At 54.1% G+C, this 23,871-nt stretch carries 23 protein-coding genes; 13 read left to right on the forward strand and 10 right to left on the reverse strand.

Annotation, left to right across the window (positions count from 1 at the left end):
- The first annotated feature begins 126 nt into the window (after nucleotides 1-126).
- The 5 genes from C3708_RS04110 (at nucleotide 127) to C3708_RS04130 (ending at nucleotide 7,614) form a co-directional block, all read left to right on the forward strand.
- Nucleotides 127-528: a YgiW/YdeI family stress tolerance OB fold protein gene (locus C3708_RS04110; RefSeq protein ID WP_095283382.1), complete on the forward strand. Its 402-nt coding sequence runs from the start codon at nucleotides 127-129 to the stop codon at nucleotides 526-528.
- A 119-nt stretch (nucleotides 529-647) separates the two neighbouring features.
- A complete protein-coding gene (gene parC, locus C3708_RS04115) occupies nucleotides 648-2,906 on the forward strand; it encodes a DNA topoisomerase IV subunit A (protein WP_095283381.1) in 2,259 nt (752 codons plus the stop codon).
- 124 nt (nucleotides 2,907-3,030) lie between these two features.
- Nucleotides 3,031-3,768, forward strand: a complete 738-nt coding sequence (gene plsC, locus C3708_RS04120) for a 1-acylglycerol-3-phosphate O-acyltransferase (protein WP_103948119.1) — start codon at nucleotides 3,031-3,033, stop codon at nucleotides 3,766-3,768.
- A 58-nt stretch (nucleotides 3,769-3,826) separates the two neighbouring features.
- Entirely contained in the window at nucleotides 3,827-5,239 is a 1,413-nt protein-coding gene (gene ftsP, locus C3708_RS04125) for a cell division protein FtsP (protein ID WP_103948120.1), read from the forward strand.
- Nucleotides 5,240-5,442: 203 nt separating this feature from the next.
- A complete protein-coding gene (locus C3708_RS04130; RefSeq protein WP_095283378.1) occupies nucleotides 5,443-7,614 on the forward strand; it encodes a YgiQ family radical SAM protein in 2,172 nt (723 codons plus the stop codon).
- A 141-nt stretch (nucleotides 7,615-7,755) separates the two neighbouring features.
- On the opposite strand, the gene dkgA is transcribed toward C3708_RS04130, so the two are convergent.
- Together dkgA and yqhD are read right to left on the reverse strand one after the other, a co-directional pair.
- Nucleotides 7,756-8,583, reverse strand: a complete 828-nt coding sequence (gene dkgA, locus C3708_RS04135; RefSeq protein WP_095283377.1) for a 2,5-didehydrogluconate reductase DkgA — start codon at nucleotides 8,581-8,583, stop codon at nucleotides 7,756-7,758.
- A gap of 104 nt (nucleotides 8,584-8,687) precedes the next feature.
- Entirely contained in the window at nucleotides 8,688-9,851 is a 1,164-nt protein-coding gene (gene yqhD, locus C3708_RS04140; RefSeq protein ID WP_103948884.1) for an alcohol dehydrogenase, read from the reverse strand.
- Nucleotides 9,852-10,046: 195 nt separating this feature from the next.
- On the opposite strand from yqhD, the gene C3708_RS04145 reads away from it, so the two are divergent.
- Nucleotides 10,047-10,946 carry an AraC family transcriptional regulator gene (locus tag C3708_RS04145; RefSeq protein WP_095283374.1) on the forward strand — a complete coding sequence of 300 codons (900 nt, stop codon included), beginning with the start codon at nucleotides 10,047-10,049 and terminating at the stop codon, nucleotides 10,944-10,946.
- 36 nt (nucleotides 10,947-10,982) lie between these two features.
- On the opposite strand, the gene yghB is transcribed toward C3708_RS04145, so the two are convergent.
- Both yghB and metC read right to left on the reverse strand, forming a co-directional pair.
- On the reverse strand, nucleotides 10,983-11,642 hold the full coding sequence (gene yghB / locus C3708_RS04150) for a DedA family general envelope maintenance protein YghB (RefSeq protein ID WP_095283373.1): 660 nt from the start codon (nucleotides 11,640-11,642) through the stop codon (nucleotides 10,983-10,985).
- 142 nt (nucleotides 11,643-11,784) lie between these two features.
- A complete protein-coding gene (gene metC, locus C3708_RS04155; RefSeq protein ID WP_103948123.1) occupies nucleotides 11,785-12,972 on the reverse strand; it encodes a cystathionine beta-lyase in 1,188 nt (395 codons plus the stop codon).
- Nucleotides 12,973-13,222: 250 nt separating this feature from the next.
- Between metC and exbB the strand changes: the two genes are divergently transcribed.
- Both exbB and exbD read left to right on the forward strand, forming a co-directional pair.
- Nucleotides 13,223-13,954 carry a tol-pal system-associated acyl-CoA thioesterase gene (gene exbB, locus C3708_RS04165; protein ID WP_095283371.1) on the forward strand — a complete coding sequence of 244 codons (732 nt, stop codon included), beginning with the start codon at nucleotides 13,223-13,225 and terminating at the stop codon, nucleotides 13,952-13,954.
- 6 nt (nucleotides 13,955-13,960) lie between these two features.
- The gene (gene exbD, locus C3708_RS04170) at nucleotides 13,961-14,386 is read left to right on the forward strand and encodes a TonB system transport protein ExbD (RefSeq protein WP_103948124.1); all 426 of its coding nucleotides are present in this window, start codon (nucleotides 13,961-13,963) and stop codon (nucleotides 14,384-14,386) included.
- A 96-nt stretch (nucleotides 14,387-14,482) separates the two neighbouring features.
- On the opposite strand, the gene C3708_RS04175 is transcribed toward exbD, so the two are convergent.
- The 3 genes from C3708_RS04175 to C3708_RS04185 all read right to left on the reverse strand — a co-directional run bounded on the left by C3708_RS04175 (nucleotide 14,483) and on the right by C3708_RS04185 (nucleotide 16,323).
- Nucleotides 14,483-15,379, reverse strand: a complete 897-nt coding sequence (locus tag C3708_RS04175; RefSeq protein ID WP_103948885.1) for an SDR family oxidoreductase — start codon at nucleotides 15,377-15,379, stop codon at nucleotides 14,483-14,485.
- Between the two features lie 94 nt (nucleotides 15,380-15,473).
- Nucleotides 15,474-15,926, reverse strand: coding sequence for a cytoplasmic protein (locus C3708_RS04180; protein ID WP_095283368.1), 453 nt, complete (start codon nucleotides 15,924-15,926; stop codon nucleotides 15,474-15,476).
- Entirely contained in the window at nucleotides 15,919-16,323 is a 405-nt protein-coding gene (locus C3708_RS04185) for a hypothetical protein (protein ID WP_095283367.1), read from the reverse strand. The genes C3708_RS04180 and C3708_RS04185 overlap by 8 nt, the downstream gene beginning before the upstream one ends.
- Before the next feature lie 102 nt (nucleotides 16,324-16,425).
- Between C3708_RS04185 and C3708_RS04190 the strand changes: the two genes are divergently transcribed.
- Complete coding sequence (locus C3708_RS04190) at nucleotides 16,426-16,929, forward strand: ESA_00282 family adhesion-associated protein (RefSeq protein WP_095283366.1); 504 nt, start codon at nucleotides 16,426-16,428, stop codon at nucleotides 16,927-16,929.
- A gap of 131 nt (nucleotides 16,930-17,060) precedes the next feature.
- On the opposite strand, the gene C3708_RS04195 is transcribed toward C3708_RS04190, so the two are convergent.
- On the reverse strand, nucleotides 17,061-18,101 hold the full coding sequence (locus tag C3708_RS04195; RefSeq protein WP_103948931.1) for an aldo/keto reductase: 1,041 nt from the start codon (nucleotides 18,099-18,101) through the stop codon (nucleotides 17,061-17,063).
- An 82-nt stretch (nucleotides 18,102-18,183) separates the two neighbouring features.
- Here C3708_RS04195 and yghX point away from each other — a divergent pair, with 82 nt between their 5' ends.
- The 3 genes from yghX (at nucleotide 18,184) to C3708_RS04210 (ending at nucleotide 21,319) form a co-directional block, all read left to right on the forward strand.
- A complete protein-coding gene (gene yghX, locus C3708_RS04200) occupies nucleotides 18,184-19,071 on the forward strand; it encodes a YghX family hydrolase (RefSeq protein WP_103948886.1) in 888 nt (295 codons plus the stop codon).
- A 223-nt stretch (nucleotides 19,072-19,294) separates the two neighbouring features.
- Complete coding sequence (locus C3708_RS04205; protein WP_103948126.1) at nucleotides 19,295-20,932, forward strand: methyl-accepting chemotaxis protein; 1,638 nt, start codon at nucleotides 19,295-19,297, stop codon at nucleotides 20,930-20,932.
- A gap of 99 nt (nucleotides 20,933-21,031) precedes the next feature.
- Nucleotides 21,032-21,319 carry a DUF2623 family protein gene (locus tag C3708_RS04210; protein ID WP_095283363.1) on the forward strand — a complete coding sequence of 96 codons (288 nt, stop codon included), beginning with the start codon at nucleotides 21,032-21,034 and terminating at the stop codon, nucleotides 21,317-21,319.
- Here the strand turns inward: C3708_RS04210 and fucR are convergent.
- Together fucR and C3708_RS04220 are read right to left on the reverse strand one after the other, a co-directional pair.
- The gene (gene fucR / locus C3708_RS04215) at nucleotides 21,301-22,017 is read right to left on the reverse strand and encodes an L-fucose operon activator (RefSeq protein ID WP_103948887.1); all 717 of its coding nucleotides are present in this window, start codon (nucleotides 22,015-22,017) and stop codon (nucleotides 21,301-21,303) included. The two genes, C3708_RS04210 and fucR, sit on opposite strands and share 19 nt — an antisense overlap.
- Nucleotides 22,014-22,997 (reverse strand): sensor domain-containing diguanylate cyclase, encoded by a 984-nt coding sequence (locus C3708_RS04220; protein WP_095283361.1) that lies wholly within the window; start codon nucleotides 22,995-22,997, stop codon nucleotides 22,014-22,016. Before C3708_RS04220 ends, fucR begins: the two co-directional genes overlap by 4 nt.
- Before the next feature lie 668 nt (nucleotides 22,998-23,665).
- On the opposite strand from C3708_RS04220, the gene C3708_RS24030 reads away from it, so the two are divergent.
- Complete coding sequence (locus C3708_RS24030) at nucleotides 23,666-23,797, forward strand: LuxR C-terminal-related transcriptional regulator (RefSeq protein WP_217449987.1); 132 nt, start codon at nucleotides 23,666-23,668, stop codon at nucleotides 23,795-23,797.
- The last annotated feature ends 74 nt before the right edge of the window (nucleotides 23,798-23,871 follow it).

Below are 23,871 nucleotides of genomic sequence, written 5' to 3' on the forward strand. Positions count from 1 at the left end.
TAAATGCAGTAAACCCTCTGTGACATCATGCTGTACAGCATTAAAATTTATATTTTCCCCTTAAGAAGTCGTTAAGGTTTACCCTGTTTAATGGAGTTCAACACCACATTAAAGGGAGAGAAAACGATGAAAAAATTCGCAGCCATTACGGCAATCATGATGATGACCACAGCCCCGGTATTTGCAGCACAGGGGGGATTCAGCGGTCCGTCCGCCACCCCGGCGCAAACCCAAACGCAGCAGGGCGGTTTTGTGGATAACGACGCCAACCTCACCACGGCGGCAAAAGTGAAAGATCAGAAGGACGATAGCTGGGTCAAACTGCGCGGGAACATCATCGAGCGCCTGTCTGACGACCGCTACCTGTTCCGCGATACCACCGGTACGGTGAATGTGGAAATTGACCACAAACGCTGGAACGGACAGACCATCACCCCGCAGGATAAGGTCGAGATTCAGGGTAAGGTCGATAAAGAGTGGAACGAGTTTGAAATCGACGTGAAACAGGTCTTCAAACTGGACAAATAATGTCGAAAAGGGCCGATTCTACGGCCCTTTTTCTTTGTGACTCAACTCGTCAGATAGGGTAGTATCTGCGGCAATATTGCCTGAAACCCACAGGTTTCTGAGTTGAGGAATGACATTTAATGAGCGATATGGCAGAGCGCCTCGCGCTACATGAATTCACTGAAAACGCCTATCTGAACTATTCCATGTACGTCATCATGGACAGGGCACTGCCGTTTATCGGTGATGGCCTGAAACCCGTTCAGCGTCGCATCGTTTACGCGATGTCTGAGCTGGGGCTGAGCGCCAGCGCTAAATTCAAAAAATCCGCCCGTACCGTCGGTGACGTGCTCGGTAAATACCATCCGCACGGCGACAGCGCCTGCTACGAAGCAATGGTATTGATGGCACAGCCGTTCTCCTACCGTTATCCGCTGGTCGATGGCCAGGGAAACTGGGGTGCGCCGGACGATCCGAAATCCTTTGCGGCGATGCGTTATACCGAATCCCGCTTATCTAAATATGCAGAACTGCTGCTCGGCGAACTCGGCCAGGGCACGGTGGACTGGGTGCCAAACTTCGACGGCACCATGCAGGAGCCGAAAATGCTGCCTGCCCGTCTGCCGAATATTTTGCTGAACGGCACCACAGGTATTGCCGTGGGCATGGCGACGGATATTCCTCCGCACAACCTGCGCGAAGTCGCAAAAGCCGCTATCACCCTGATTGAACAGCCGAAAACCACGCTGGATGAACTGCTGGATATCGTGCAGGGGCCGGACTATCCGACCGAAGCGGAGATCATCACCTCCCGCGCCGAAATCCGCAAAATCTACCAGAACGGTCGCGGCTCCGTGCGTATGCGCGCAGTGTGGACCAAAGAAGACGGCGCCGTGGTGATCACCGCGCTGCCACACCAGGTGTCCGGTGCCAAAGTGCTGGAGCAGATCGCCGCCCAGATGCGCAATAAAAAGCTGCCGATGGTTGACGACCTGCGCGACGAATCAGACCACGAAAACCCGACGCGTCTGGTGATCGTGCCACGTTCTAACCGCGTGGATATGGACCAGGTGATGAGCCACCTGTTCATCACCACCGATCTGGAAAAAAGCTACCGCATTAACCTGAACATGATTGGTCTGGATGGTCGCCCGTCGGTGAAAAACCTGCTGGAGATCCTGACCGAGTGGCTGGCGTTCCGTCGTGATACGGTGCGTCGCCGTCTGAACTATCGTCTGGAAAAAGTCCTTAAGCGCCTGCATATCCTCGAAGGTTTGCTGGTGGCGTTCCTCAATATCGATGAAGTGATCGAGATTATTCGCGCTGAGGACGAGCCGAAGCCAGCCCTGATGTCGCGTTTTGGCATCAGCGAAACCCAGGCCGAAGCGATCCTTGAACTGAAATTGCGCCACCTTGCCAAACTGGAAGAGGTGAAGATTCGCGGCGAGCAGAACGAGCTGGCGAAAGAGCGCGATCAGCTGCAGGCGATTCTGGCGTCTGAACGCAAGATGAGCAATCTGCTGAAGAAAGAGCTGCAGGCCGATGCCGAAGCGTTTGGCGATGACCGTCGCTCGCCGCTGCACGAGCGTGAAGAAGCCAAGGCGATGAACGAGCACGACATGCTGCCATCAGAGCCGGTGACCATCGTGCTGTCGCAAAGCGGCTGGGTGCGTAGCGCCAAAGGCCACGATATTGACGCGCCGGGCCTCAGTTACAAAGCCGGTGATAGCTTCAAATCAGCGGTGAAAGGCAAGAGCAATCAGCCGGTGGTGTTCATTGACTCCACCGGACGCAGCTATGCGATTGACCCGATTACGCTGCCATCGGCGCGTGGGCAGGGCGAGCCGATCACCGGTAAGCTGACGCTGCCACCGGGGGCGACGGTTGATCATATGCTGATGGAAGGCGAAGAGCAGAAACTGCTGATGGCCTCGGATGCAGGGTACGGTTTCATCTGTACCTTCAACGATCTGATTGCCCGCAACCGCGCGGGTAAAGCGATGATCAGCCTGCCGGATAACGCGCACGTGATGGCGCCGCTGGTGATTGAGAACGAAAGCGATATGCTGCTGGCGATTACCCACGCCGGAAGGATGCTGATGTTCCCGGTCAGCGATCTGCCGCAGCTGTCGAAAGGCAAAGGCAACAAGATCATCAATATCCCGTCAGCAGAAGCCGCTAAAGGCGAAGACGGGCTGGCGCATCTCTTCATTCTGCCGCCGCAAAGCACGCTGACCATTCACGTCGGCAAACGTAAGATCAAACTGCGTCCGGAAGAGTTGCAGAAAGTGGTTGGCGAACGCGGTCGTCGCGGCTCGCTGATGCGCGGTCTGCAGCGTATTGATCGCGTGGAAATTGACTCTCCACTGCGTGCGAAATCGGGCGACAGCGAAGAGTAATGTCGCCTCTCCCCCTCCATTCAGGAGGGGGTTCTCGCAAAATATTTTCCGTCTTTATATAAAGTCCTTACCTGACTGACATTGGAGTATATAATTGTCAGCTGTTAGGGCTTCTGAGGTCGCTATGCTATTCATTGTTCGTTCAATTCTTACCGTTATTTACTGCATTCTGGTCTGCGTATTCGGCTGCATTTACTGCCTGTTCAGCCCGCGTAATCCGAAGCATGTTTCCACTTTTGGCCGCATGTTTGGCCGACTGGCACCGCTGTATGGCCTGAAGGTCGAAAGGCGTTTGCCTGAAGGTGCAGAGAACTTTGGCAACGCCATCTATATCGCCAATCATCAGAATAATTACGATATGGTCACCGCTGCGAATATCGTGCTGCCGCCAACGGTGACGGTCGGTAAAAAAAGCCTGCTGTGGGTTCCGTTCTTCGGTCTGCTGTACTGGCTCACCGGTAACTTGCTTATCGATCGTAATAATCGCGCTAAAGCCCATAGCACCATCGCTGAAGTAGTAAATCATTTTAAGAAACGCAAAATCTCTATCTGGATGTTCCCGGAAGGGACGCGCAGCCGTGGTCGTGGCCTGCTGCCGTTTAAAACTGGCGCGTTTCACGCCGCAATTGCAGCAGGTGTTCCGATTATTCCTGTGTGTGTTTCCAATACTTCGAATAAAATTAACCTTAACCGTCTGAAAAACGGGCTGGTGATTGTCGAAATGCTGCCGCCAGTAGATACCAGCAAATACGGTAAAGACCAGGTTCGTGAACTGGCTGCCCATTGCCGTGAGCTGATGGCGCGTCAAATCGAAATGCTCGACAAAGAAGTCGCAGAGAGAGAAGCCTCCGGTAAAATTTAAGCCGGAGTTACAGGGAAATGAATTCCCAGGTTTTATCGTCGTTTTACATGGAGCAAATATGTCACTCAGTCGGCGTCAGTTTATTCAGGCTTCGGGAATCGCCCTTTGTGCTGGCGCGGTTCCGCTGACAGCCAACGCCGCCGGGCAGCAGCAGCCGCTGCCCATTCCGCCGTTACTGGAATCCCGCCGCGGGCAACCGCTTTTCCTGACCATGCAACGCTCACACTGGTCCTTTACTCAGGGTACACGCGCGTCGGTTTGGGGCGTCAATGGCCGCTATCTTGGGCCAACCATCCGCGTCTGGAGCGGGGATGACGTTAAGCTGATTTACAGTAACCGCTTGACTGAAAATGTCGCCATGACCGTCAGTGGATTGCAGGTTCCTGGCCCGCTGATGGGCGGCGCGGCGCGCATGATGACGCCGAGCGCCGACTGGGCGCCGGTTCTGCCGATTCGCCAAAGCGCTGCCACCCTGTGGTATCACGCCAATACGCCAAACCGCACCGCGCAGCAGGTCTATAACGGCCTCGCGGGTATGTGGCTGGTGGAAGATGAGGTGAGTAAATCGCTGCCGATCCCAAACCATTACGGCGTTGATGATTTCCCTGTCATTATTCAGGACAAACGCCTCGATAACTTCGGAACGCCTGAGTATAACGAGCCGGGCAGCGGCGGCTTTGTAGGCGATTCTCTGATGGTCAATGGCGCGCAAAGTCCGTACGTCGAAGTGTCTCGCGGCTGGGTGCGTCTGCGTTTGTTGAATGCGTCCAACTCCAGGCGCTATCAGCTGCAAATGAGCGATGGCCGCCCGTTGCACGTGATTTCTGGCGATCAGGGCTTTTTGCCTGCGCCGGTATCCGTTAAACAACTGGCGCTGGCACCGGGCGAACGGCGCGAAATTCTCGTGGATATGACCAACGGGGATGAAGTGTCAGTGACCTGCGGCGAAGCGGCAAGTATCGTTGACCGTATTCGTGGCTTCTTCGAGCCATCAAGCATTCTGGTTTCTACGCTGGTGCTTACGCTGCGTCCAACGGGCCTGTTGCCGCTGGTGACGGACAGCCTGCCGATGCGCTTGCTGCCGGAAGAGATCATGAGCGGGACGCCGGTACGCAGCCGCGATATCAGCCTCGGCGACGATCCGGGCATCAATGGCGCGCTGTGGGACGTGAATCGCATTGATATCACCGCCCAGCAGGGTACCTGGGAACGCTGGACCGTTCGCGCGGAAATGCCGCAGGCGTTCCACATCGAAGGGGTGAGTTTCCTGATTCGCAACGTGAACGGCGCGATGCCGTTCCCGGAAGACCGGGGCTGGAAAGACACGGTCTGGGTCGATGGGCAGGTGGAACTGCTGGTCTATTACGGACAGCCTTCGTGGCCGCACTTCCCGTTCCTGTTCCATAGCCAGACGCTGGAGATGGCGGATCGCGGTTCGGTGGGGCAGCTGCTGGTGAATCCGCTGGTATAACCTGCATCAATACGCCGGGTGGCGGCTTCGCCTTACCCGGCCTACAAAACCACCGAACGTTCATCCAGCGTCCACGAACGTAGGCCCGGTAAGCGCAGCGCCACCGGGCAACAGCAAAACCCGTCCGCATAATACCCCTTCATTTAACGTATAAATCCAGCGTATAATCCCCGCCCTTTGTTTATTTTTTCTTCGGAAGCATTATGAGCGCAATATCCCTGATCCAGCCGGATCGAGACCTCTTCTCCTGGCCCCAGTACTGGGCGGCCTGCTTTGGACCGGCGCCATTCCTGCCGATGTCCCGCGAAGAGATGGACCAACTGGGCTGGGACAGCTGCGACATTATTCTGGTGACGGGCGATGCGTACGTCGATCACCCGAGCTTCGGCATGGCCATCTGTGGCCGTATGCTGGAGGCGCAGGGCTTCCGAGTTGGGATCATTTCTCAGCCAGACTGGAACAGCAAAGAGGCGTTCATGAGCCTCGGCAAACCGAACCTGTTTTTCGGCGTCACCGCCGGGAATATGGACTCGATGATCAACCGCTATACCGCCGATCGCAAACTGCGTCACGACGATGCTTACACCGCCGATAACGTCGCCGGCAAGCGTCCGGATCGCGCCACTTTGGTCTACACCCAGCGTTGTAAAGAAGCATGGAAAGACGTGCCGGTCATCCTGGGGGGAATCGAAGCGAGCCTGCGCCGTACCGCGCATTACGATTACTGGTCTGATACCGTGCGCCGTTCGGTGCTGGTGGATTCCAAAGCCGACATGCTGATCTTCGGTAACGGCGAACGCCCGCTGGTCGAAGTGGCGCACCGTCTGGCGCAGGGCGAACCGGTCGGGAACATCCGCGACGTGCGTAACACCGCGATCATGGTGAAAGAAGCGCTGCCGGGCTGGAGCGGGGTGGATTCCCGCATCATCGATATGCCGGGTAAAATCGACCCGATCCCGCATCCGTATGGCGAAGATCTGCCGTGTGCTGATAACAAACCGGTCGAGCCGAAAAAAGCCGAAGCCAAAGCCGTTGTCGTGCAGCCCCCGCGTCCAAAACCCTGGGAAAAAACCTACGTGCTGCTGCCTTCCTTCGAGAAAGTGAAAGCGGACAAAGTGCTGTACGCCCACGCGTCACGCATTCTGCACCATGAAACCAACCCAGGCTGCGCCCGCGCGCTGATGCAAAAGCACGGCGAGCGCTATATCTGGGTGAACCCGCCGGCGATCCCGCTTTCGACCGAAGAGATGGACAGCGTCTTTGCCCTGCCGTACAAGCGTATTCCTCACCCGGCGTATGGTAACAGCCGCATTCCGGCGTACGAGATGATCCGCTTCTCGATCAACATCATGCGCGGCTGCTTCGGTGGGTGTTCGTTCTGTTCGATCACCGAGCACGAAGGGCGCATTATCCAGAGCCGCTCGGAAGATTCGATCGTTAACGAGATCGAAGCCATTCGCGACTCAGTCCCAGGCTTTACCGGCGTTATCTCCGATCTCGGTGGCCCAACGGCTAACATGTATATGCTGCGCTGCAAATCCCCGCGTGCGGAGCAAACCTGCCGTCGTCTGTCGTGCGTCTATCCTGATATCTGTCAGCACATGGACACCAACCACGAGCCGACGATCAATCTGTACCGTCGCGCGCGTGACCTGAAGGGTATCAAGAAAATCCTGATCGCCTCTGGCGTGCGTTACGACATCGCCGTGGAAGATCCGCGCTACATTAAAGAGCTGGCGACCCACCACGTCGGCGGTTATCTGAAGATTGCCCCTGAGCACACGGAAGAAGGGCCGCTGTCGAAGATGATGAAGCCGGGCATGGGTAGCTACGACCGATTCAAAGAGCTGTTTGATACCTATTCCAAACAGGCGGGGAAAGAGCAGTATCTGATCCCGTACTTCATCTCCGCACACCCTGGTACGCGCGATGAGGACATGGTGAATCTGGCTCTGTGGCTGAAGCAGCGCCGCTTCCGTCTTGATCAGGTGCAGAACTTCTATCCGTCGCCGCTCGCCAACTCGACGACCATGTATTACACCGGCAAAAACCCGCTGAGTAAGATTGGTTATAAGAGTGAAGATGTGGTGGTGCCGAAAGGCGACAAACAGCGTCGTCTGCATAAGGCTCTGTTGCGCTATCACGATCCGGCGAACTGGCCGCTGATCCGTCAGGCGCTGGAAGATATGGGTAAAAAGCACTTGATTGGCTCGCGCCGCGAATGTCTGGTGCCTGCGCCAACGCTGGATGAGATGCGCGAAGCGCGTCGTCAGAACCGCAATACGCGCCCGGCACTGACCAAGCATACGCCGGTAGCACATCAGCGTCAGACGCCTGCGTCGAACAAAAAACGTGGGAAAGTGGCAGGCCGCTAAGCCTGTGTTGCCCGGTGGTGCTGCGCTTACCGGGCCTACAAAACCGTAGGCCGGATAAGGCGCAGCCACCATCCGGCAGAAATGCCGCACCGAACCGTAGGCCGGGTAAGGCCAAGCCGCCACCCGGCTTTTTTTACGACACTACCCGCCAAACTGATCCGGGTCAGGCCCTAAACGCTTGCCCTGGTCCAGCTTCGCTATTTCGCTCAATTCCTCTTTATCCAGACGGAAATCCCAGACGTCGAAGTTCTCGGCAATGCGCGACGGAGTGACCGATTTCGGGATTACTACCAGGCCGCTGTCCAGATGCCAGCGAATGACGATCTGCGCGACAGTTTTGCCGTACTTCTCGGCAAGATCCCGAATGATTTTCTGATCGAACACGCCTTCACCGCCCTGAGCCAGCGGGCTCCAGGATTCGGTCTGAATTTTGTGCGTGGCGTTCCAGGCGTGCAGTTGACGCTGCTGCATGAGTGGGTGCAACTCAATCTGGTTGATCACTGGCGCAACGCCGGTTTCATCAATCAAACGCTGCAGATGATGGATCTGGAAATTACAGACCCCGATGCTCTTCACCAACCCCTCTTGTTGCAGGTCGATTAGCCCTTTCCACGCCTCGACGTAATGATCGATGGCCGGAACCGGCCAGTGCATCAGATAGAGATCAACGAAATCGAGCTGGAGTTTTTCCAGACTTTCCAGCAGGGCTTCGCGCGGGCGTTTTTGGTCGTCGTTCCACAGTTTGGTGGTGATGAATAACTCATCGCGTGGGATGTCAGCGCTGGACAAGGCTTTGCCCACGCCGTCTTCATTTTTGTATGCGGCGGCGGTATCGATAGACCGATAGCCGACTTCCAGTGCTTTGTGAATGGCGGAAACGACCTCGTCATTGCCGGCTTTCCAGACGCCGAGCCCCAGCTGGGGCATGACGTTGCCGTCCTGAAGCTTGATTAGGGTTTGGTTTGCCATTGTTCCTCCTCCATTTGCTCATCACCGGGGGTGTCCCCGGTGATGTGATGTGCATTAAGTCTGGACGAAATGTCAAAAAACGAAAGGCGGGATGACAAAAACGCTTAGCGGGCCGCTTCGTAAATGCGACGGCTGACGTCCAGCGTAATGTCGTTGCGCTCACCAATTTGCGTCATACCGTGCTCTTCCAGTTTTGCCAGCAGAGCAGGGATTGAACTGCCGTCCAGGCCGTAACCGGAGAGGCGAGTTGGCACGCCCAGCTGTTCGAAGAAGTTACGCGTCGCTGCGATAGCGGCATCGATACGCTCGTCGTCAGAACCGGTAGTGATATTCCAGACGCGCTCGCCGTATTGCAGCAGTTTTTCACGCTTGGTATCGCGTTTTTCATTCCACAGGGCAGGCAGAACGACGGCCAACGTTTGAGCGTGATCCAGACCGTGCATCGCCGTCAGTTCGTGGCCCAGCATATGGGTGGCCCAGTCCTGCGGCACGCCTGCGCCAATCAGACCGTTCAGCGCCTGCGTCGCTGCCCACATCACGTTCGCACGCACGTCGTAGTTTTCTGGCTCTTGCAGCGCTTTCGGGCCGTCTTCCACCAGCGTCAGCAGAATACCTTCTGCGAAGCGGTCCTGAATTTTGCCGTTAACCGGATAGGTTACGTACTGCTCAACGGTGTGAACGAAGGCATCCACCACGCCGTTAGCGACCTGGCGCGGTGGCAGGGTGTAAGTGTAAACCGGGTCCAGAATGGCAAACACGGGCTGAACGTGTTCGTTCATGAAAGCCTGCTTGTCGCCGGTGGTTTTACGCGAGATGACCGCACCTTTGTTGGACTCAGAACCGGTCGCTGGAAGGGTCAAAACAGAACCCATCGGGATTGCGCTGGTGATGTTGCTTCCGCCGGTTTGCAGGATTTCCCACGGATCCACGCCGTCGGCGTAATGCGCAGCTGCGGCGATAAATTTCGTGCCGTCGAGAACCGAACCCCCGCCGACTGCCAGCAGGAACGTAATCTTCTCATCGCGGGCGATTTTGACCGCGTTCATCAGCGTTTCGTAAGACGGATTTGGCTCGATGCCGCCAAACTCACGCACGTCCATGCCTTCCAGGGCGCTATAAACCTGGTCCAGTACGCCGGTTTTCTTCACGCTGCCGCCGCCGTAGGTGATCAGTACACGTGCACCGTCAGGGATCTGATCGCGCAGGTCGGCGATGGCATTTTTACCAAACAGAATGCGGGTTGGGGTATGCAGATTAAAATTGTTCATTGCTCGTGCCCTTTATGTGGGTGAAAAACGTGGCGGCGTCGATGGCTGCCTGATGGTGCCCATTGTGGCCATCGGACGCACGCCTCTCAATGCACATTCCTGCCGTTGTCTTGCCCATTTCTACAGAGGGCTGGAGAAAAGGGAAAAAGATGCGCAAACTGGCATCACTGGAAACCGTATCGGGAACGAACCTAAATGAACCGCGATGAGATTTGCCTTCAGCTAACAGGCCAAATTAATAGACTGAAAGATAAAGAAAATAATCTCAATGAGCTGCTGCCGGATATCCGCCTGTTGTACGGCACGCAGCCCGGTACGCGCACGCCTGTGATGTATCAGCCTGGCATCGTATTTCTCTTTTCGGGCCATAAAATTGGCTATATCAACGAACGCGTGTTCCGCTATGACACCAATGAATATTTGCTCCTGACAGTACCTTTACCCTTTGAATGTGAAACTTTCGCGACAGAGGCGGTTCCGCTGGCCGGTATTCGCGTCAACGTGGATATTCTTCAGCTGCAGGAGCTGCTGATGGATATTGGCGAAGACGAACTGTTCCAGCCGGCGATGGCGGCAAGCGGAATCAACTCCGCGACGCTCTCGGATGAAATTCTTTGCGCCATTGAGCGCCTGCTGGATGTGATGGAACGCCCGCTCGATGCGCGTATTCTGGGTAAGCAGATTATCCGTGAGATTCTGTATCACGTGCTGATGGGACCGGGCGGCGGGGCGCTGCTGGCGCTGGTGAGCCGTCAGACCCATTTCAGCCTGATCAGCCGTGTATTGAAGCGCATTGAAAGTCAGTACACGGAAAACCTGAGTGTCGATGAGCTGGCGTCAGAAGCTAATATGAGCGTCTCGGCGTTTCACCATAACTTTAAATCCGTCACCAGCACCTCGCCGCTGCAATATCTGAAAAGCTATCGCCTGCACAAAGCGCGGATGCTGATGATTCACGACGGCATGAAGGCCAGCGCGGCGGCGATGCGCGTGGGGTACGAAAGTGCGTCGCAGTTCAGTCGTGAATTTAAACGCTATTTTGGCGTGACGCCGGGGGAAGATGCGGCGCGAATCAGAATGATGCAGGGGATTTAAATTATCCTCTCCCCATTGGGGAGAGGATGGAAGAAATTAGGCGCTACAGCATTTCTTCTTAATAACCACAAACAACGTTCCCACGAGGCCCGCAACCAGCAGGAAAATCGGCAGGATCATCAGGAAAGTCATGACCTGATCTTCGTGGTGTTTAACGAACGGGATCATGCTCAGCGCATAACCCAGTGACGTGACCACGCCGACCCACAGCAGGCCGCTCAGCCAGTTAAAGAATTGAAAGCGGCGGTTCGACAGACCAGAAATCCCGGCCATTGTTGGCAGCAGAGTGCGAACGAAGGCCAGAAAACGCCCAGCCAGCAGCGCCAGCAGGCCATGACGGTCAAACATGCAGGTCGCTCTTTCGTGATATTTGACCGGCAGTTGCGCCAGCCAGCCTTTCACCACGCGGGTATTCCCGAGCCAGCGGCCCTGCAAATAGCTCAGCCAGCAGCCCAGACTGGCGGCGGAGGTTAAAATCACGACCGTCGGGGCGAAGTCCATAACGCCTTTACCGATTAACGCACCGGCTAATAACAGCAGGCTGTCGCCGGGAAGGAACGATGCTGGCAGCAGGCCGTTTTCCAGAAATAATGTGGCGAACATAACGAAATAAACAACACCCACAACATGCGGGTCCGCCAGCGCTGCAAAATCGTGTTGCCAGAGCGCAGCGATAATATCTTGAATGACAGCCATGGACTTTCCTGTGGAACAACGGATATGCGGCTATTGTACTCCTGATTTACCCGGCTTGGGTTGATCGCGTACGCAACAAACGCAGACTTTTATGCGGCCTGTGTCTGTAAAACCGTCCGGGAGTACGTTTACAGCCTGCACTCTACACGATACGTTCAAAACCTGCCGACAAATCCGCGAGCAGATCATCAACATTTTCTAAACCGATATGCAGTCGGATCAGGGTGCCGGTAAAGTCGATTTCGCCGCCGGGACGTAGCTCAGCCAACTGCTCAGGCTGATTAGGCAGAATCAGAGATTCAAAGCCGCCCCACGAGTAGGCCATGCTAAAGAGCGAGAAGTTATCCAGGTAGGCTGCCAGCTCGTCGTTGTTCAGGCGTTTTTTAAGCACAAACGAGAACAAACCGCTGCTGCCCGTAAAGTCACGTTTCCAGAACTCGTGGCCTTTGCTGCCCGGTAGCGCCGGATGATTGACGCGTTCCACCTGCGGATGTTGTGCCAGCCATTCGGCCACTTTCAGGCTGCTTTCATGATGCTGACGCAAGCGAACGCCCAACGTGCGAATACCACGGCTGGTCATGTAGGCAGTATCGGCATCGACCATCTGCCCCATCAGGTAAGCATTTTCGCGCAGCTGATCCCAGCAGCGGGCGTTAGACACCGCCGTGCCAATCATGCCGTCGGAGTGCCCAATCAGATATTTGGTCGCCGCCTGAATAGAGATGTCGATGTCAAAATCGAGGGCTTTAAACAGCACGCCCGCCGCCCAGGTATTGTCGATCATGATGATGGCGTCAGGCGCGATGCGGCGTACCGCGCGAACAATGGCCGGAACGTCATGCACTTCCATTGTGATAGAGCCGGGAGATTCCAGGAACACGATGCGCGTATTTGGCTGAATAAGTTCTGCGATCCCTTCGCCGATCAGCGGATCGAACCAGCCGGTGGTGACGCCCAGACGGGTCAGAATTTTGGTGCAGAAATCCTGGCTCGGCTCGTAGGCGGTGTTGGTCATCAGGATATGGTCGCCCTGTTCAACAAACGCCAGAATAGTATTGGCTACCGCCGCTGCGCCGCACGGGAATAGCGCACAACCGACACCGCCTTCCAGCTCGCACATCGCTTCCTGCAATGAGAAATGGGTCAGCGTGCCGCGACGACCGTAAAACAGCTCGCCTTTCGCCCGGTTACGGGTGGCGTGCTTTTTGGCCTCAACGGTATCGAAGACCAGCGAGGAGGCGCGCTGAATCACGCTATTGACCGAACCCTGAGTGTACTTTTTACTGCGTCCGGCCTGGACAAGCGTGGTATCAAGATGCTTCTCTGTCATGTTCGCTAAACCTCTTTTATCCGTCTGGACGTCCAGACTACCACGACTATGAAAATCTGCACCCGGATGCTAAGCGAATAAGCAGAAAATTTTATCAAAAATACGCATAAGAAATTTTTACTGCGTAAGCGCAAGGAAAATGAGCGAAATTTACGGCACTATGCAAATACTAATGAGAACTACTATCAATTCGACGTGGTTTTGATATTATTATGCTCAGAATTTGTGATTTGCGTCCTGGAGATACAGAGTGGGTAATAATTTGATGCAGACGGATCTCTCCGTTTGGGGCATGTATCAACATGCTGACATCGTGGTTAAGATTGTGATGATCGGCCTGATTCTGGCGTCCGTGATCACCTGGGCAATTTTCTTCAGCAAGAGCGTCGAGCTGATTTCCCAAAAGCGTCGTCTCAAGCGCGAGCAGCAGCAACTGGCTGAAGCTCGCTCTCTGGATCAGGCGTCTGACATGACGTCAGCGTTCGCAGCGAAAAGCCTGACCACCCAATTAGTTTACGAAGCTCAGAACGAGCTGGAACTCTCCGCTGGCAGTGAAGATAACGAAGGCATTAAAGAGCGTACAGGTTTCCGCCTGGAGCGTCGCGTGGCTGCCGTCGGTCGACACATGGGCCGTGGGAATGGTTATCTGGCGACTATCGGTGCAATTTCGCCGTTTGTCGGTCTGTTTGGTACCGTATGGGGCATTATGAACAGCTTCATCGGGATTGCTCAAACGCAAACCACTAACCTTGCGGTTGTGGCGCCGGGTATCGCAGAAGCGCTGCTGGCAACGGCTATCGGCCTGATTGCTGCCATCCCGGCGGTGGTTATCTATAACGTCTTCGCGCGTATGATTGGCAGCTTCAAAGCCACGCTCGGTGATGTTGCTGCGCAGGTTCTGCTGCTGCAAAGCCGCGATCTCGACCTCAGTGCCAGCTCCGTTAAGCCGGTCCATTCTGCTTCGAAACTGCGTGTAGGTTGATACGTTATGGCAATGCGTCTTAATGAAAATCTGGACGATAACGGCGAAATGCATGAAATCAACGTGACGCCGTTTATCGACGTCATGCTGGTTCTGCTGATTATCTTCATGGTGGCCGCGCCTCTGGCGACGGTGGACGTGAAGGTGAATCTGCCGGCGTCTTCCAGCCAGCCGCAGCCGCGACCGGAAAAACCGATTTACCTGTCGGTAAAAGCCGATAAATCGATGTTCCTGGGCAACGACCCGGTTACCGATGAATCCGTTGTTCCGGCACTCGATGCGCTGACTGAGGGCAAGAAAGACACCACCGTCTTCTTCCGCGCGGATAAAACCGTCGACTACGAAACTATGATGAGAGTAATGGACCGGCTTCACCAGGCGGGTTATCTCAAGATTGGTTTGGTAGGCGAAGAGAAAACGGCAGCCAAATAAAATGCAAAACGGTAACCCAAGGGTTACCGTTTTTGTTTGTGTTCTCCCTCTCCCGTGGGAGAGGGTTGGGGTGAGGGCAACAGCCCGCACAGACGTTTATCCCAAATGCTCCCCGCCGCACACGCCGTGCACTTCCGCCGTCACGTAACTCGATTCCTGACTTGCCAGATAGACATACACCCCAGCCAGCTCAGCAGGCTGCCCCGCACGCTTCATCGGTGTCTTCTGACCAAACTGCGGGATTTTCTCCTGCGTCTGTCCGCCAGAAATTTGCAACGCGGTCCAGATTGGACCTGGGGCGACGACGTTGACGCGAATACCTTTCTCCGCCACCTGTTTCGCCAGACCCCGGCTGTAGTTCAATATCGCCGCCTTAGTAGAGGCATAATCGAGCAGATGTGCGCTCGGCTGATAGGCCTGAATCGACGAGGTGGTCACAATGCTGGAACCGGCAGGCAGGAGCGGAATCGCCTCCTGGGTGATCCAGAAAAGCGCCAGTACGTTCACCGCATAGGTTTGTTTGAACTGCTCGGTGGTCAGATCGGCAATCTTCTCGACGGCGACCTGCTTCCCTGCGACCAGCGCCAGCGTATCCAGCCCGCCTAAGGCTTCATGTGCTTTATGCACAAGCGAGCGGGCAAAGGACTCATCGCTCAAATCGCCGGGGATCAGCAGGGCTGTACGACCCGCCTCTTCGATAAGCTGTTTCACCTGCTGGGCATCTTCTTCTTCCGCTGGGAGGTAGTTGATCGCGACATCAGCGCCTTCACGCGCGTAAGCAATGGCTGCGGCGCGTCCGATTCCGGAATCTCCGCCCGTCACCAGAGCCTTGCGGTCCTGGAGCCTGCCGCTGCCTTTATAGCTCTTTTCGCCACAATCAGGCACAGGCGTCATCTTCGACTGTACGCCGGGCGCAGGCTGCTTTTGCTTCGCATATTCGCCGGTGTGGTATTGGGTGATGGGATTCTGGATTTTCGTCTGATGGTTTGACATAAGAGCGCTCCTTAACGGTGACTTAAGGCATTAAGTCTAGGGGAGCTTACGGAAGGGGTGGGCTGATTCAGGCGAATCTGACGGGGATGGGCCGTTATTTAGGGTCTGAAGACGCGTCGGTCTTCGCGGCAAGCGCTTCTTCGTCCAGAGCAACAGCGGTGACATTGGAGGTGTGATATCCGCCGTCAGCCAACTTACGAGTAAGACGCAGTGTGGCGGACTCTCTGGTCAGCATATGCTGATAGTTGCTTTCCAGCCGTCCCATGATTTTTTCTTTAAGCTCTGGCTTAAGTTCCATGAGCGCATTAATCATCGAACCGTATATTTCTTCTTTCACCTGCAGAGAATATATCTCACGGCGATTTTCCCATTTCAGACGCACTAGCGCGGCTGGGATCGATACCATGTCTTGCGCAATGCGGGTCATCTCGTCATTTTTATGTTTTATCAATGCATCGAGATTCTGCTTTAAGATAAACTCATCGCTTTTATGGTTATCTAAAGTCAAATAAACGTTATTGTCTTCAACTTCTTTCACGTTAATCATCCTCTAGTTTATAAAAAATGGGATTGTTTTTTTCTCGCGTAATTAGATTAAGCCAAATTTCGTTACCCGCTTCATTTATTTCTTCCGTTTTTTCAGCCATTATTTGACTTAATGTCTGGGCATCTATTTCACCTTCAGCCTGCAGGTCGTTAAGCAGGTGGGCAAAGGCTTCAATCTTTACCACGCGGAATAGCCGGTCTTTTATATGGCGGTCGTGCTCTTCCAGCAGCATATTACGTGATTTACCCGTACGGGTAACACCAATTAATATGTCAGCTTCGAAATCGGATAGCTTTCTTTTTCCCTGAGTGAAATTAGCATTGCTTTCTGCTTCCGCCGATTTAGGGACCACAGAGGCGATGTGGTACCTGACCGGCACAAGATTGTCGGGCAGCATTTTAATATCCTTTAATTTCAACAGGGTAGGATCGAATAGGACGTGAGATTCGTTGACAATAACATGAGGCAAATTTAAAATCAAAAAAAATGGAGCCAACCCATGAACAGCATTTTTTATTCTGTCATTACATTACTGGTGCTTACCGCCGGTGTTCTTTTATTGATGCGAGAGTTCAATAAAACGAAAGACTTACAGCAAACTGGCGAGTCATCCCAACCCATTCCTATGACCAAAGAGGAGGGTGAAGACCATTTCTCGATGCTGATGAATGCGATAACGCCAGTGTGGTATTGGCGGGTGAATCATGAATATATCGATTTTCTGCACGCCACAATAAAGCGCATGAAGATGACAGAAATAAACGATACACCGGGACTTTTTGAGGCTCAGCGCCGCTGCAGCGATCTCAACTCGGCGGTCTATAAATATTATGACAATATCAAAAAGCGCTGCCTGAACGGTGAAAAAGTGTCGCATTCCGACCTCGATGTGCTGAATCTGCGCCAGTGTTTTCGCGAGTTTAGCTTACAGGCTTATCCGGAACTTGTGGTGCTGGTCTGGCCGGAGTACGAGCGCCCGGTAGTCGATCCTGCGACGGTGTAGCGTAAATACCCTGGTATTTCCCTCACCCTAACCCTCTCCCACAGGGAGAGGGGAATGTTCGGTGAGACTTTTTTCTCCCTCTCCCTGTGGGAGAGGGCCGGGGTGAGGGCATCAAACCGCACTGACTATAACTACTTATCCGACGATGCCTGCCACAAATTCAGCTCTCCGTCCGCAACGTGGCGATCAATCCGCGTTAGCTCATCGTCGCTAAAGTGCAGATTATTCAGCGCCTGGACATTCTCTTCGAGCTGTTCAGGGCGGCTGGCACCAATCAGTACTGACGTCACGCGCTCATCTTTGAGCAGCCAGCTCAGCGCCATCTGTGCCATCGTCTGATCGCGCTCCTGCGCCATTTCATTGAGCAGACGCAAACTGTTCAGGTTGGCATCGGTCAGCATCTTCTCCGTCAACCCGCGCACCTTTTTCCCCTCGCGCTGCATCCGCGAACCGTCCGGGATGCCGTTCAGGTATTTTCCGGTCAGCAAACCCTGCGCCAGCGGCGTAAACGCAATACAACCGGTACCGTTTGCCACCAGCGTATCGAGCAGGCCGCTCTTATCCACCCAGCGGTTTAGCAGGTTATAGGACGGCTGATGGATCAGCAGCGGGATTTTCCACTCGCGCAGCAGCTCGGTCATTTTCTGCGTGCGTTCCGGGGAGTAAGACGAAATCCCCACGTACAGCGCTTTACCACTCTGTACGGCGTGGGCCAGCGCGGCGGCGGTCTCTTCCATCGGCGTATTTTCATCGACGCGATGCGAATAGAAAATATCGACATAATCCACGCCCATGCGCTTCAGGCTTTGATCGAGGCTGGCGAGCAGGTATTTACGCGAGCCGCCTGAGCCGTAGGGGCCAGGCCACATGTCGTATCCGGCTTTGGTGGAGATAATCAACTCATCGCGGTACGCGGCAAAATCTTCGCGCAGCAGACGGCCAAAATTCTCTTCCGCGCTGCCGGGAGGCGGCCCGTAGTTATTGGCAAGATCGAAATGGGTAATGCCTAAATCGAAGGCTTTGCGCAGAAGCGTACGCTGGGTATCAAGAGGCTGAACGTGGCCGAAGCTGTGCCACAATCCTAGCGACAGTGCGGGCAGGCGCAGGCCGCTTTTACCGCAGTATCGGTACTGCATATTATCGTAGCGGCTTGGGTAGGGGGTCCAGGACATGATGTCTCCTTTCTTATCGATGAAGTTTCGAAACAGCGTTTTCATTCTATGATTATAAAATCACAATTTCTGGAGATATGCGATGACGCGTCTGACCGCTAAAGATTTTCCGCAAGAATTGCTCGATTATTATGACTATTACGCTCACGGCAAAATATCCAAACGCGAGTTCCTGAATCTGGCGGCGCGCTATGCGGTTGGCGGCGTAACGGCGCTGGCATTATTCAATATGCTTAAGCCAAACTACGCGCTGGCCGAGCAGGTGAAATTCACCGATCCCGATATTCTGCCCGAATACATTCATTATCCTTCACCAAACGGTCATGGCGAGGTGCGGGGATATCTGGTCAAGCCTGCGAAAGTGGCCGGGAAAGTGCCCGCCGTGGTGGTGGTGCACGAAAACCGTGGGCTGAATCCGTACATTGAAGATGTTGCCCGGCGTGTCGCCAAAGCGGGATACATCGCCCTCGCACCCGATGGATTAAGCTCCGTCGGCGGTTATCCCGGCAACGATGAAGAGGGCAAAGTGCTGCAGCAAAAAGTCGATCCGACAAAGCTGATGAACGATTTCTTTGCCGCCGTTGAGTTTATGAAAATACACCCCGAGGCGACCGGAAAAGTCGGGATCACCGGATTTTGCTACGGTGGCGGCGTTTCCAATGCGGTGGCGGTGGCCTATCCTGAGCTGGAATGCGCCGTACCCTTTTATGGACGCCAGCCTGCAGCGGCGGATGTCGCCAAAATAAAAGCGCCATTGCTGCTGCATTATGCAGAGCTTGATAAGAACATTAACGAAGGCTGGCCAGCGTATGAAGCCGCTCTGAAGGCCAATAATAACGTCTATGAGGCCTATATTTATCCCGGCGTAAATCACGGATTCCATAACGATTCGACCCCACGCTATGACGAAGCCGCAGCAGAGCTGGCGTGGAAAAGAACATTGGGATGGTTTGAGAAATATTTGAACTAGTATGAATGTATTATTTCAAAAAAGAGCCGGATAACAGCGGCTTTTTTTTATTATATTTGCGTGCTAATTATCAGGGTATTCGTCATTCAGGCTTTTGTTAAAGTCAGGGAGTGCGCGTTTTTATAAATATATGCCCTAAAGCATATATCTTCCCCCATTCCTGCCGATAACCAAGATAAGACTCGCCTTTGGGCGAGTTTTCCCTAACGGCAAGGATACTCTTATGCAAATGCTTCGTAATTTTACTATCCGGTTCGTCATGCTGACGATTCTGGGTATTTTTTGTTTGATGTGGGCAGGGGTTGGGCTTTACAGCACCTGGTCACTTTCCAGGGTCTCAGATGGGAACGAAATCGATCGTCAAATTGTTAAACAAATGACGATCTTAAGTCAGGGCAACGATCAATATTTCCGCTTCGTCACGCGTCTTAGTCGTGCAATGGAAGCCAAAGCCGCAGGCGGAAATCCTGATTTAGCCTCCGCACAACTTGCGCTGGATAATATGAGCAAGAAGCTCAACGAGATGAAAGCCATCTCGCCAGGCCCGATGGATGAAAAAATCTCGGCAGAGGTGATCGGCAGCTGGCAGGCACTGCTGGATCAAGGGATTGCGCAGCAAATGCAGCAGGCACAGCAAGGAACGATCGAGGGTTATCGCCAGCAGGCCAATAACGTCACACCGCCGTTGAGTCGTGCTTTCGGGGCGGCGGCGGATAAATTCAACACCGCGGCTGCCAGTACGCTCGACAGCACTCGCGACGTGGTTGACGGCCTGACCAGCATGACGCGCGTCGTGATTATCGCGGCGACCATTATTGGTTTGTTGATCCTGTTGTTCACCGATCGCTATCTGGTGGCGATGCTGGTGAAACCTCTGGATCGTATTCGTGAGCATTTCCGTCAGATTGCACAGGGCGATCTCAGCCAGCCGATTGCACCCTTCGGGCGTAACTGTGTGGGCCGACTGGTGCCTCTGTTAACCGCGATGCAGGACAGTCTGCGTGAAGCGGTCAGCTCTATTCGTTCCGGTAGCGAAAATATCTGGCGCGGCGCGACTGAAATATCCAGCGGCAATAACGATCTCTCCTCGCGTACTGAAGAGCAGGCGGCGGCGCTGGAAGAGACGGCGGCCAGCATGGAGCAGCTCACTGCCACGGTGAAACTGAACGCTGAAAATGCGCGCCAGGCCAGTCAACTGGCAGATGTTGCCTCCACGACGGCAAGTCGCGGCGGTTCACTGGTCGAGGATGTGGTCACTACCATGAGCGGGATTTCTGCCAGCTCGAAGAAAATCGCTGAGATCACCACGGTGATTAATAGCATTGCGTTCCAGACCAATATTCTGGCACTCAATGCGGCGGTTGAAGCGGCGCGCGCCGGGGAACAGGGCCGTGGATTTGCGGTGGTGGCAGGCGAAGTTCGCAACCTGGCGAGTCGAAGTGCGAATGCGGCGAAGGAGATTGAAGGGCTGATCGCTGATTCCGTTTCGCGCGTCGAGCAAGGAGCGAAAATCGTCAACGATACGGGCACCACGATGGAGGCGATTCTGCGCGCGGTTACCGAAGTGACGACCATCATGAAGCAGATTGCGTCGGCGTCGGAAGAGCAGAGCAAGGGGATTTCACAGGTCGGCGTGGCGATTACCCAGATGGACGGCGTGACGCAACAGAACGCCTCGCTAGTCGAGCAAGTTTCCGCTGCCGCCTCGGCGCTTGAGCGCCAGACGGAAGAGTTGCAACGTTCGGTACAAAAATTCCGCCTGTCAGCGCAGGAGCCGAAAGGTGCCGCAGTCATCGCTTCCCCTAAAACTCCTGCACGCGCGAAATCGCCCGGCGTGCCGGACGAATGGGTTTCGTTTTGATTGATCCTTCAAAGGCCGCCCACAGCGGCCTCATTTTCCACTAGCCATCGCTCAAAATATCGCTATATAATTTAATATATAACGATTGAGGGCAGGCTAATGGAAAACCATTTTGGCAAAGGGCTGATGGCGGGAATGCGCGCGGCGCAGGCGGATACTGCTAAAAACGTGGCGCATTTCTGTTCCGACTACAAACGCGGATTCGTACTGGGCTTTTCGCACCGTATGTTTGAGAAAACCGGCGATCGCCAGTTGAGCGCCTGGGAAGCGGGAATTTTGACGCGGCGCTACGGTCTGGATCGCGACATGGTGATGGATTTCTTCAAAGAGAATCAGTCCAGCACCACGCTGCGCTACTTTATGGCGGGCTACCGTCTGGAAGGATGAGCGTCGGTGATCATCTGCGTGACCTGAGAAAGCGAACCTATCTTCACCTCGCTCGAACGCTGGAATTTACTCTTATCGATTAATAATAAAGACTGACTGGCCCGGCGTAGCAGTTGCGCCTTAAAGGCCGCATTTTGCTCGGCCGGGTCCCAGATGTTGCCCTGTTCATCCACGCCTTCGCAGGAAAAAATAAACAGGTCGATATCCAGTCCTTTTAGCAGCGTCACCAGCGCAGGGTTCACATAGCAGCGATACTTGCGATCCAGCGTGCCCCCCGTGCAGATCAAGTTGATGCGCTCGCGTTTCGCCATTTCATGACAAATGGGCAGACTGTTGGTGCACACCGTCAGTTCGATGTCAGGAAGCTGGCGAGCCAGATGAAAACAGGTCGAGCTGGCGTCCAGCGCGACGGTCATGCCGGTGCTTATCCAGTCCAGCGCGCGGTGGGCAATATCCGCTTTATCGGCATAATGGCTTTTGAGCCGCGCGCCAAAAGGTTCTCCACCATCACGGCTGTCCGGGTGAATGGCGCGCGCCCGACCGTGGTGGCGCACAATTTTTCCCTGCTGCTGAAGCCCTTTCAAATCGCGGCGGATAGTCTCTTTGCTGACCGCGAAGTGCTCTGCCAGCGTATCAGTGGTCAGCCCATCGCAGCCGCTCAGCAGCTGGATGATGTTTTGCAGGCGACTGCTTTTCACGCGTCCGTTCCGGTACGTGAAATTGAAATCAACGTCGAGCCGATCGCCACGCCATTTTTCCCGGTGTGTTTGATCTGGTACATCGATTGATCGGCGCGGCGCAGGGCATTCACAAAATCATCCTGTGCTTGCACCTCATCAATCCCGATCGACGCCCCCACCTGCGCCTGACCGTTATCCAGCTCAAAGGGCGTTAGCGCCGCACGCAGACAGCTATGCGCGGTGCTATTTACCCACAGGCTGGAGAGCGGGAAGGGCAGCAGCAGGACAAATTCATCGCCGCCCAGACGACCCACAATCGAACCTTGCGGGCAGGTTTCACGCAGGCGTCGACTGAGCTGGATCAGCAGTTCGTCACCGCTGCGATGGCCGAAGGTGTCGTTAACCGTTTTGAAATCATCCAGATCGATAAACGCCACACACAGAGGGCCCTGCGTTTTAAGTGCGGAAAAGTGTTTGAGCAGGGCGTGGCGATTGGCAAGGCCCGTGAGCGGATCGTGGTTTGCCAGCAGCGCGAGCTGTTCTTCGTACTGCTTTTCTTTGGTCATATCGATGTGGGTGCCGGTCACTTTTATCGGATTCCCGTGCTCATCCCATTCACTCACGCGACCGCGATCGAGAACCCAACTGACGGTACCGTTTTTATGCTGCATACGGTGCAGCGCTTCGTAGAACGGGGTGTTGCCGTGCAGATGATCGTAAAAAGCATCCAGCACCATCTGCTTATCATCGGGATGAAGATGTTCCCGCCAAACGTCGAATTGTGCGCTCAGCTCTTTCGGCTGATAGCCGAGCATCGATCCCCAGCGGCGATTGTAGATAATCAACTTCCCAGTGGGCACGTCAAGTTGCCACAGACACAGGCCAGTGCCGTCCAGCGCAGCGCTGAGCTTGCTACGGGCGTCACGGGCCAGCCGTGCAAGCCGGGCGTTATGCTTTTTCAGATTTTGAATCTGTTGTCGTAGCGCCTGTTCTGACATAGGAAGTTTCTTAGGAAAATAAGAATTATTCTTGCCAGTTTAGCGTCAGTTGTAAATATGCTGTTGAAAAAAGAGAGTGATTTGCGATAAGTGCATCTGCATTTGTAAAGAGATAGCAAAAGAGACCGGACAACAACCGTTTGAAGTCAGTAGGAGTTTTTTATTGAGTCCATTAGTGGATTTTATTTCGATTGAATAAAAAAGCCTGAGAATTATCTTGTACAGGCTTTTTAATTTTATGACCTGCAATGGATGCTATGAATTCCTTACCCCTCGTTATTCTTTTTGAAGCGCGTGTTTTGTTACGCAATGGCCTGTGTGTCCAACTCCAGGAAAAGGAACACCGGGTTATCCCCTGTTTTTCTCTGGAGCAGTTAACGGAAGAAATTTGCAACTCGTCAGATGCTGCCAGAGTTTTACTTATCGGCGTCGTGGGGCTTGACGCGTTGTTGTGCAAAATAATGCGGACTCGGAATTAAATGTTCTTCTGGATTACGCCTCCGGTCAGCAAACACATGACATCGTCACCCGCCGTCATTGCAATTATAAAACGGTGTTTACGTTTAAACGTAATGCACGCCTCGTTTAGATATTGAAACGAAAGTCGAATGGATGGATTTTCTCGCGGCAGTGGTTCAACTGTCGTCTTACTCTAAATTTCGAAAGTCCTGTTCCGCAGTGAAAAAACATTCAGCACACATAAAAGAAGCATTATGCGAAAGCTAAATGTGACTAACGATCTGGAACTCAGAAAATGTATTCAGCGCTACGAAGGTAAAATTGTGGCGCTGGTGGATTAATCAACCATGCGTAGAGAAACGAACAGGTCGAACGCTCTGTATGTGTTGGGGTTTTCTTTTCTTGTGCCAATGTG

The sequence above is a fragment of the Lelliottia sp. 7254-16 genome, assembly GCF_002922995.1.
Classification (GTDB): Bacteria; Pseudomonadota; Gammaproteobacteria; order Enterobacterales; family Enterobacteriaceae; genus Enterobacter; species Enterobacter jeotgali.

Coding starts and splice junctions, on each gene's coding strand:
- C3708_RS04110 (WP_095283382.1), top strand. CDS start 127: ATGAAAAAATTCGCAGCCATTACGGCAATCATGATGATGACCACAGCC.
- parC (WP_095283381.1), top strand. CDS start 648: ATGAGCGATATGGCAGAGCGCCTCGCGCTACATGAATTCACTGAAAAC.
- plsC (WP_103948119.1), top strand. CDS start 3,031: ATGCTATTCATTGTTCGTTCAATTCTTACCGTTATTTACTGCATTCTG.
- ftsP (WP_103948120.1), top strand. CDS start 3,827: ATGTCACTCAGTCGGCGTCAGTTTATTCAGGCTTCGGGAATCGCCCTT.
- C3708_RS04130 (WP_095283378.1), top strand. CDS start 5,443: ATGAGCGCAATATCCCTGATCCAGCCGGATCGAGACCTCTTCTCCTGG.
- dkgA (WP_095283377.1), bottom strand. CDS start 8,583: ATGGCAAACCAAACCCTAATCAAGCTTCAGGACGGCAACGTCATGCCC.
- yqhD (WP_103948884.1), bottom strand. CDS start 9,851: ATGAACAATTTTAATCTGCATACCCCAACCCGCATTCTGTTTGGTAAA.
- C3708_RS04145 (WP_095283374.1), top strand. CDS start 10,047: ATGAACCGCGATGAGATTTGCCTTCAGCTAACAGGCCAAATTAATAGA.
- yghB (WP_095283373.1), bottom strand. CDS start 11,642: ATGGCTGTCATTCAAGATATTATCGCTGCGCTCTGGCAACACGATTTT.
- metC (WP_103948123.1), bottom strand. CDS start 12,972: ATGACAGAGAAGCATCTTGATACCACGCTTGTCCAGGCCGGACGCAGT.
- exbD (WP_103948124.1), top strand. CDS start 13,961: ATGGCAATGCGTCTTAATGAAAATCTGGACGATAACGGCGAAATGCAT.
- C3708_RS04175 (WP_103948885.1), bottom strand. CDS start 15,379: ATGTCAAACCATCAGACGAAAATCCAGAATCCCATCACCCAATACCAC.
- C3708_RS04180 (WP_095283368.1), bottom strand. CDS start 15,926: ATGATTAACGTGAAAGAAGTTGAAGACAATAACGTTTATTTGACTTTA.
- C3708_RS04185 (WP_095283367.1), bottom strand. CDS start 16,323: ATGCTGCCCGACAATCTTGTGCCGGTCAGGTACCACATCGCCTCTGTG.
- C3708_RS04190 (WP_095283366.1), top strand. CDS start 16,426: ATGAACAGCATTTTTTATTCTGTCATTACATTACTGGTGCTTACCGCC.
- C3708_RS04195 (WP_103948931.1), bottom strand. CDS start 18,101: ATGTCCTGGACCCCCTACCCAAGCCGCTACGATAATATGCAGTACCGA.
- yghX (WP_103948886.1), top strand. CDS start 18,184: ATGACGCGTCTGACCGCTAAAGATTTTCCGCAAGAATTGCTCGATTAT.
- C3708_RS04205 (WP_103948126.1), top strand. CDS start 19,295: ATGCAAATGCTTCGTAATTTTACTATCCGGTTCGTCATGCTGACGATT.
- C3708_RS04210 (WP_095283363.1), top strand. CDS start 21,032: ATGGAAAACCATTTTGGCAAAGGGCTGATGGCGGGAATGCGCGCGGCG.
- C3708_RS04220 (WP_095283361.1), bottom strand. CDS start 22,997: ATGTCAGAACAGGCGCTACGACAACAGATTCAAAATCTGAAAAAGCAT.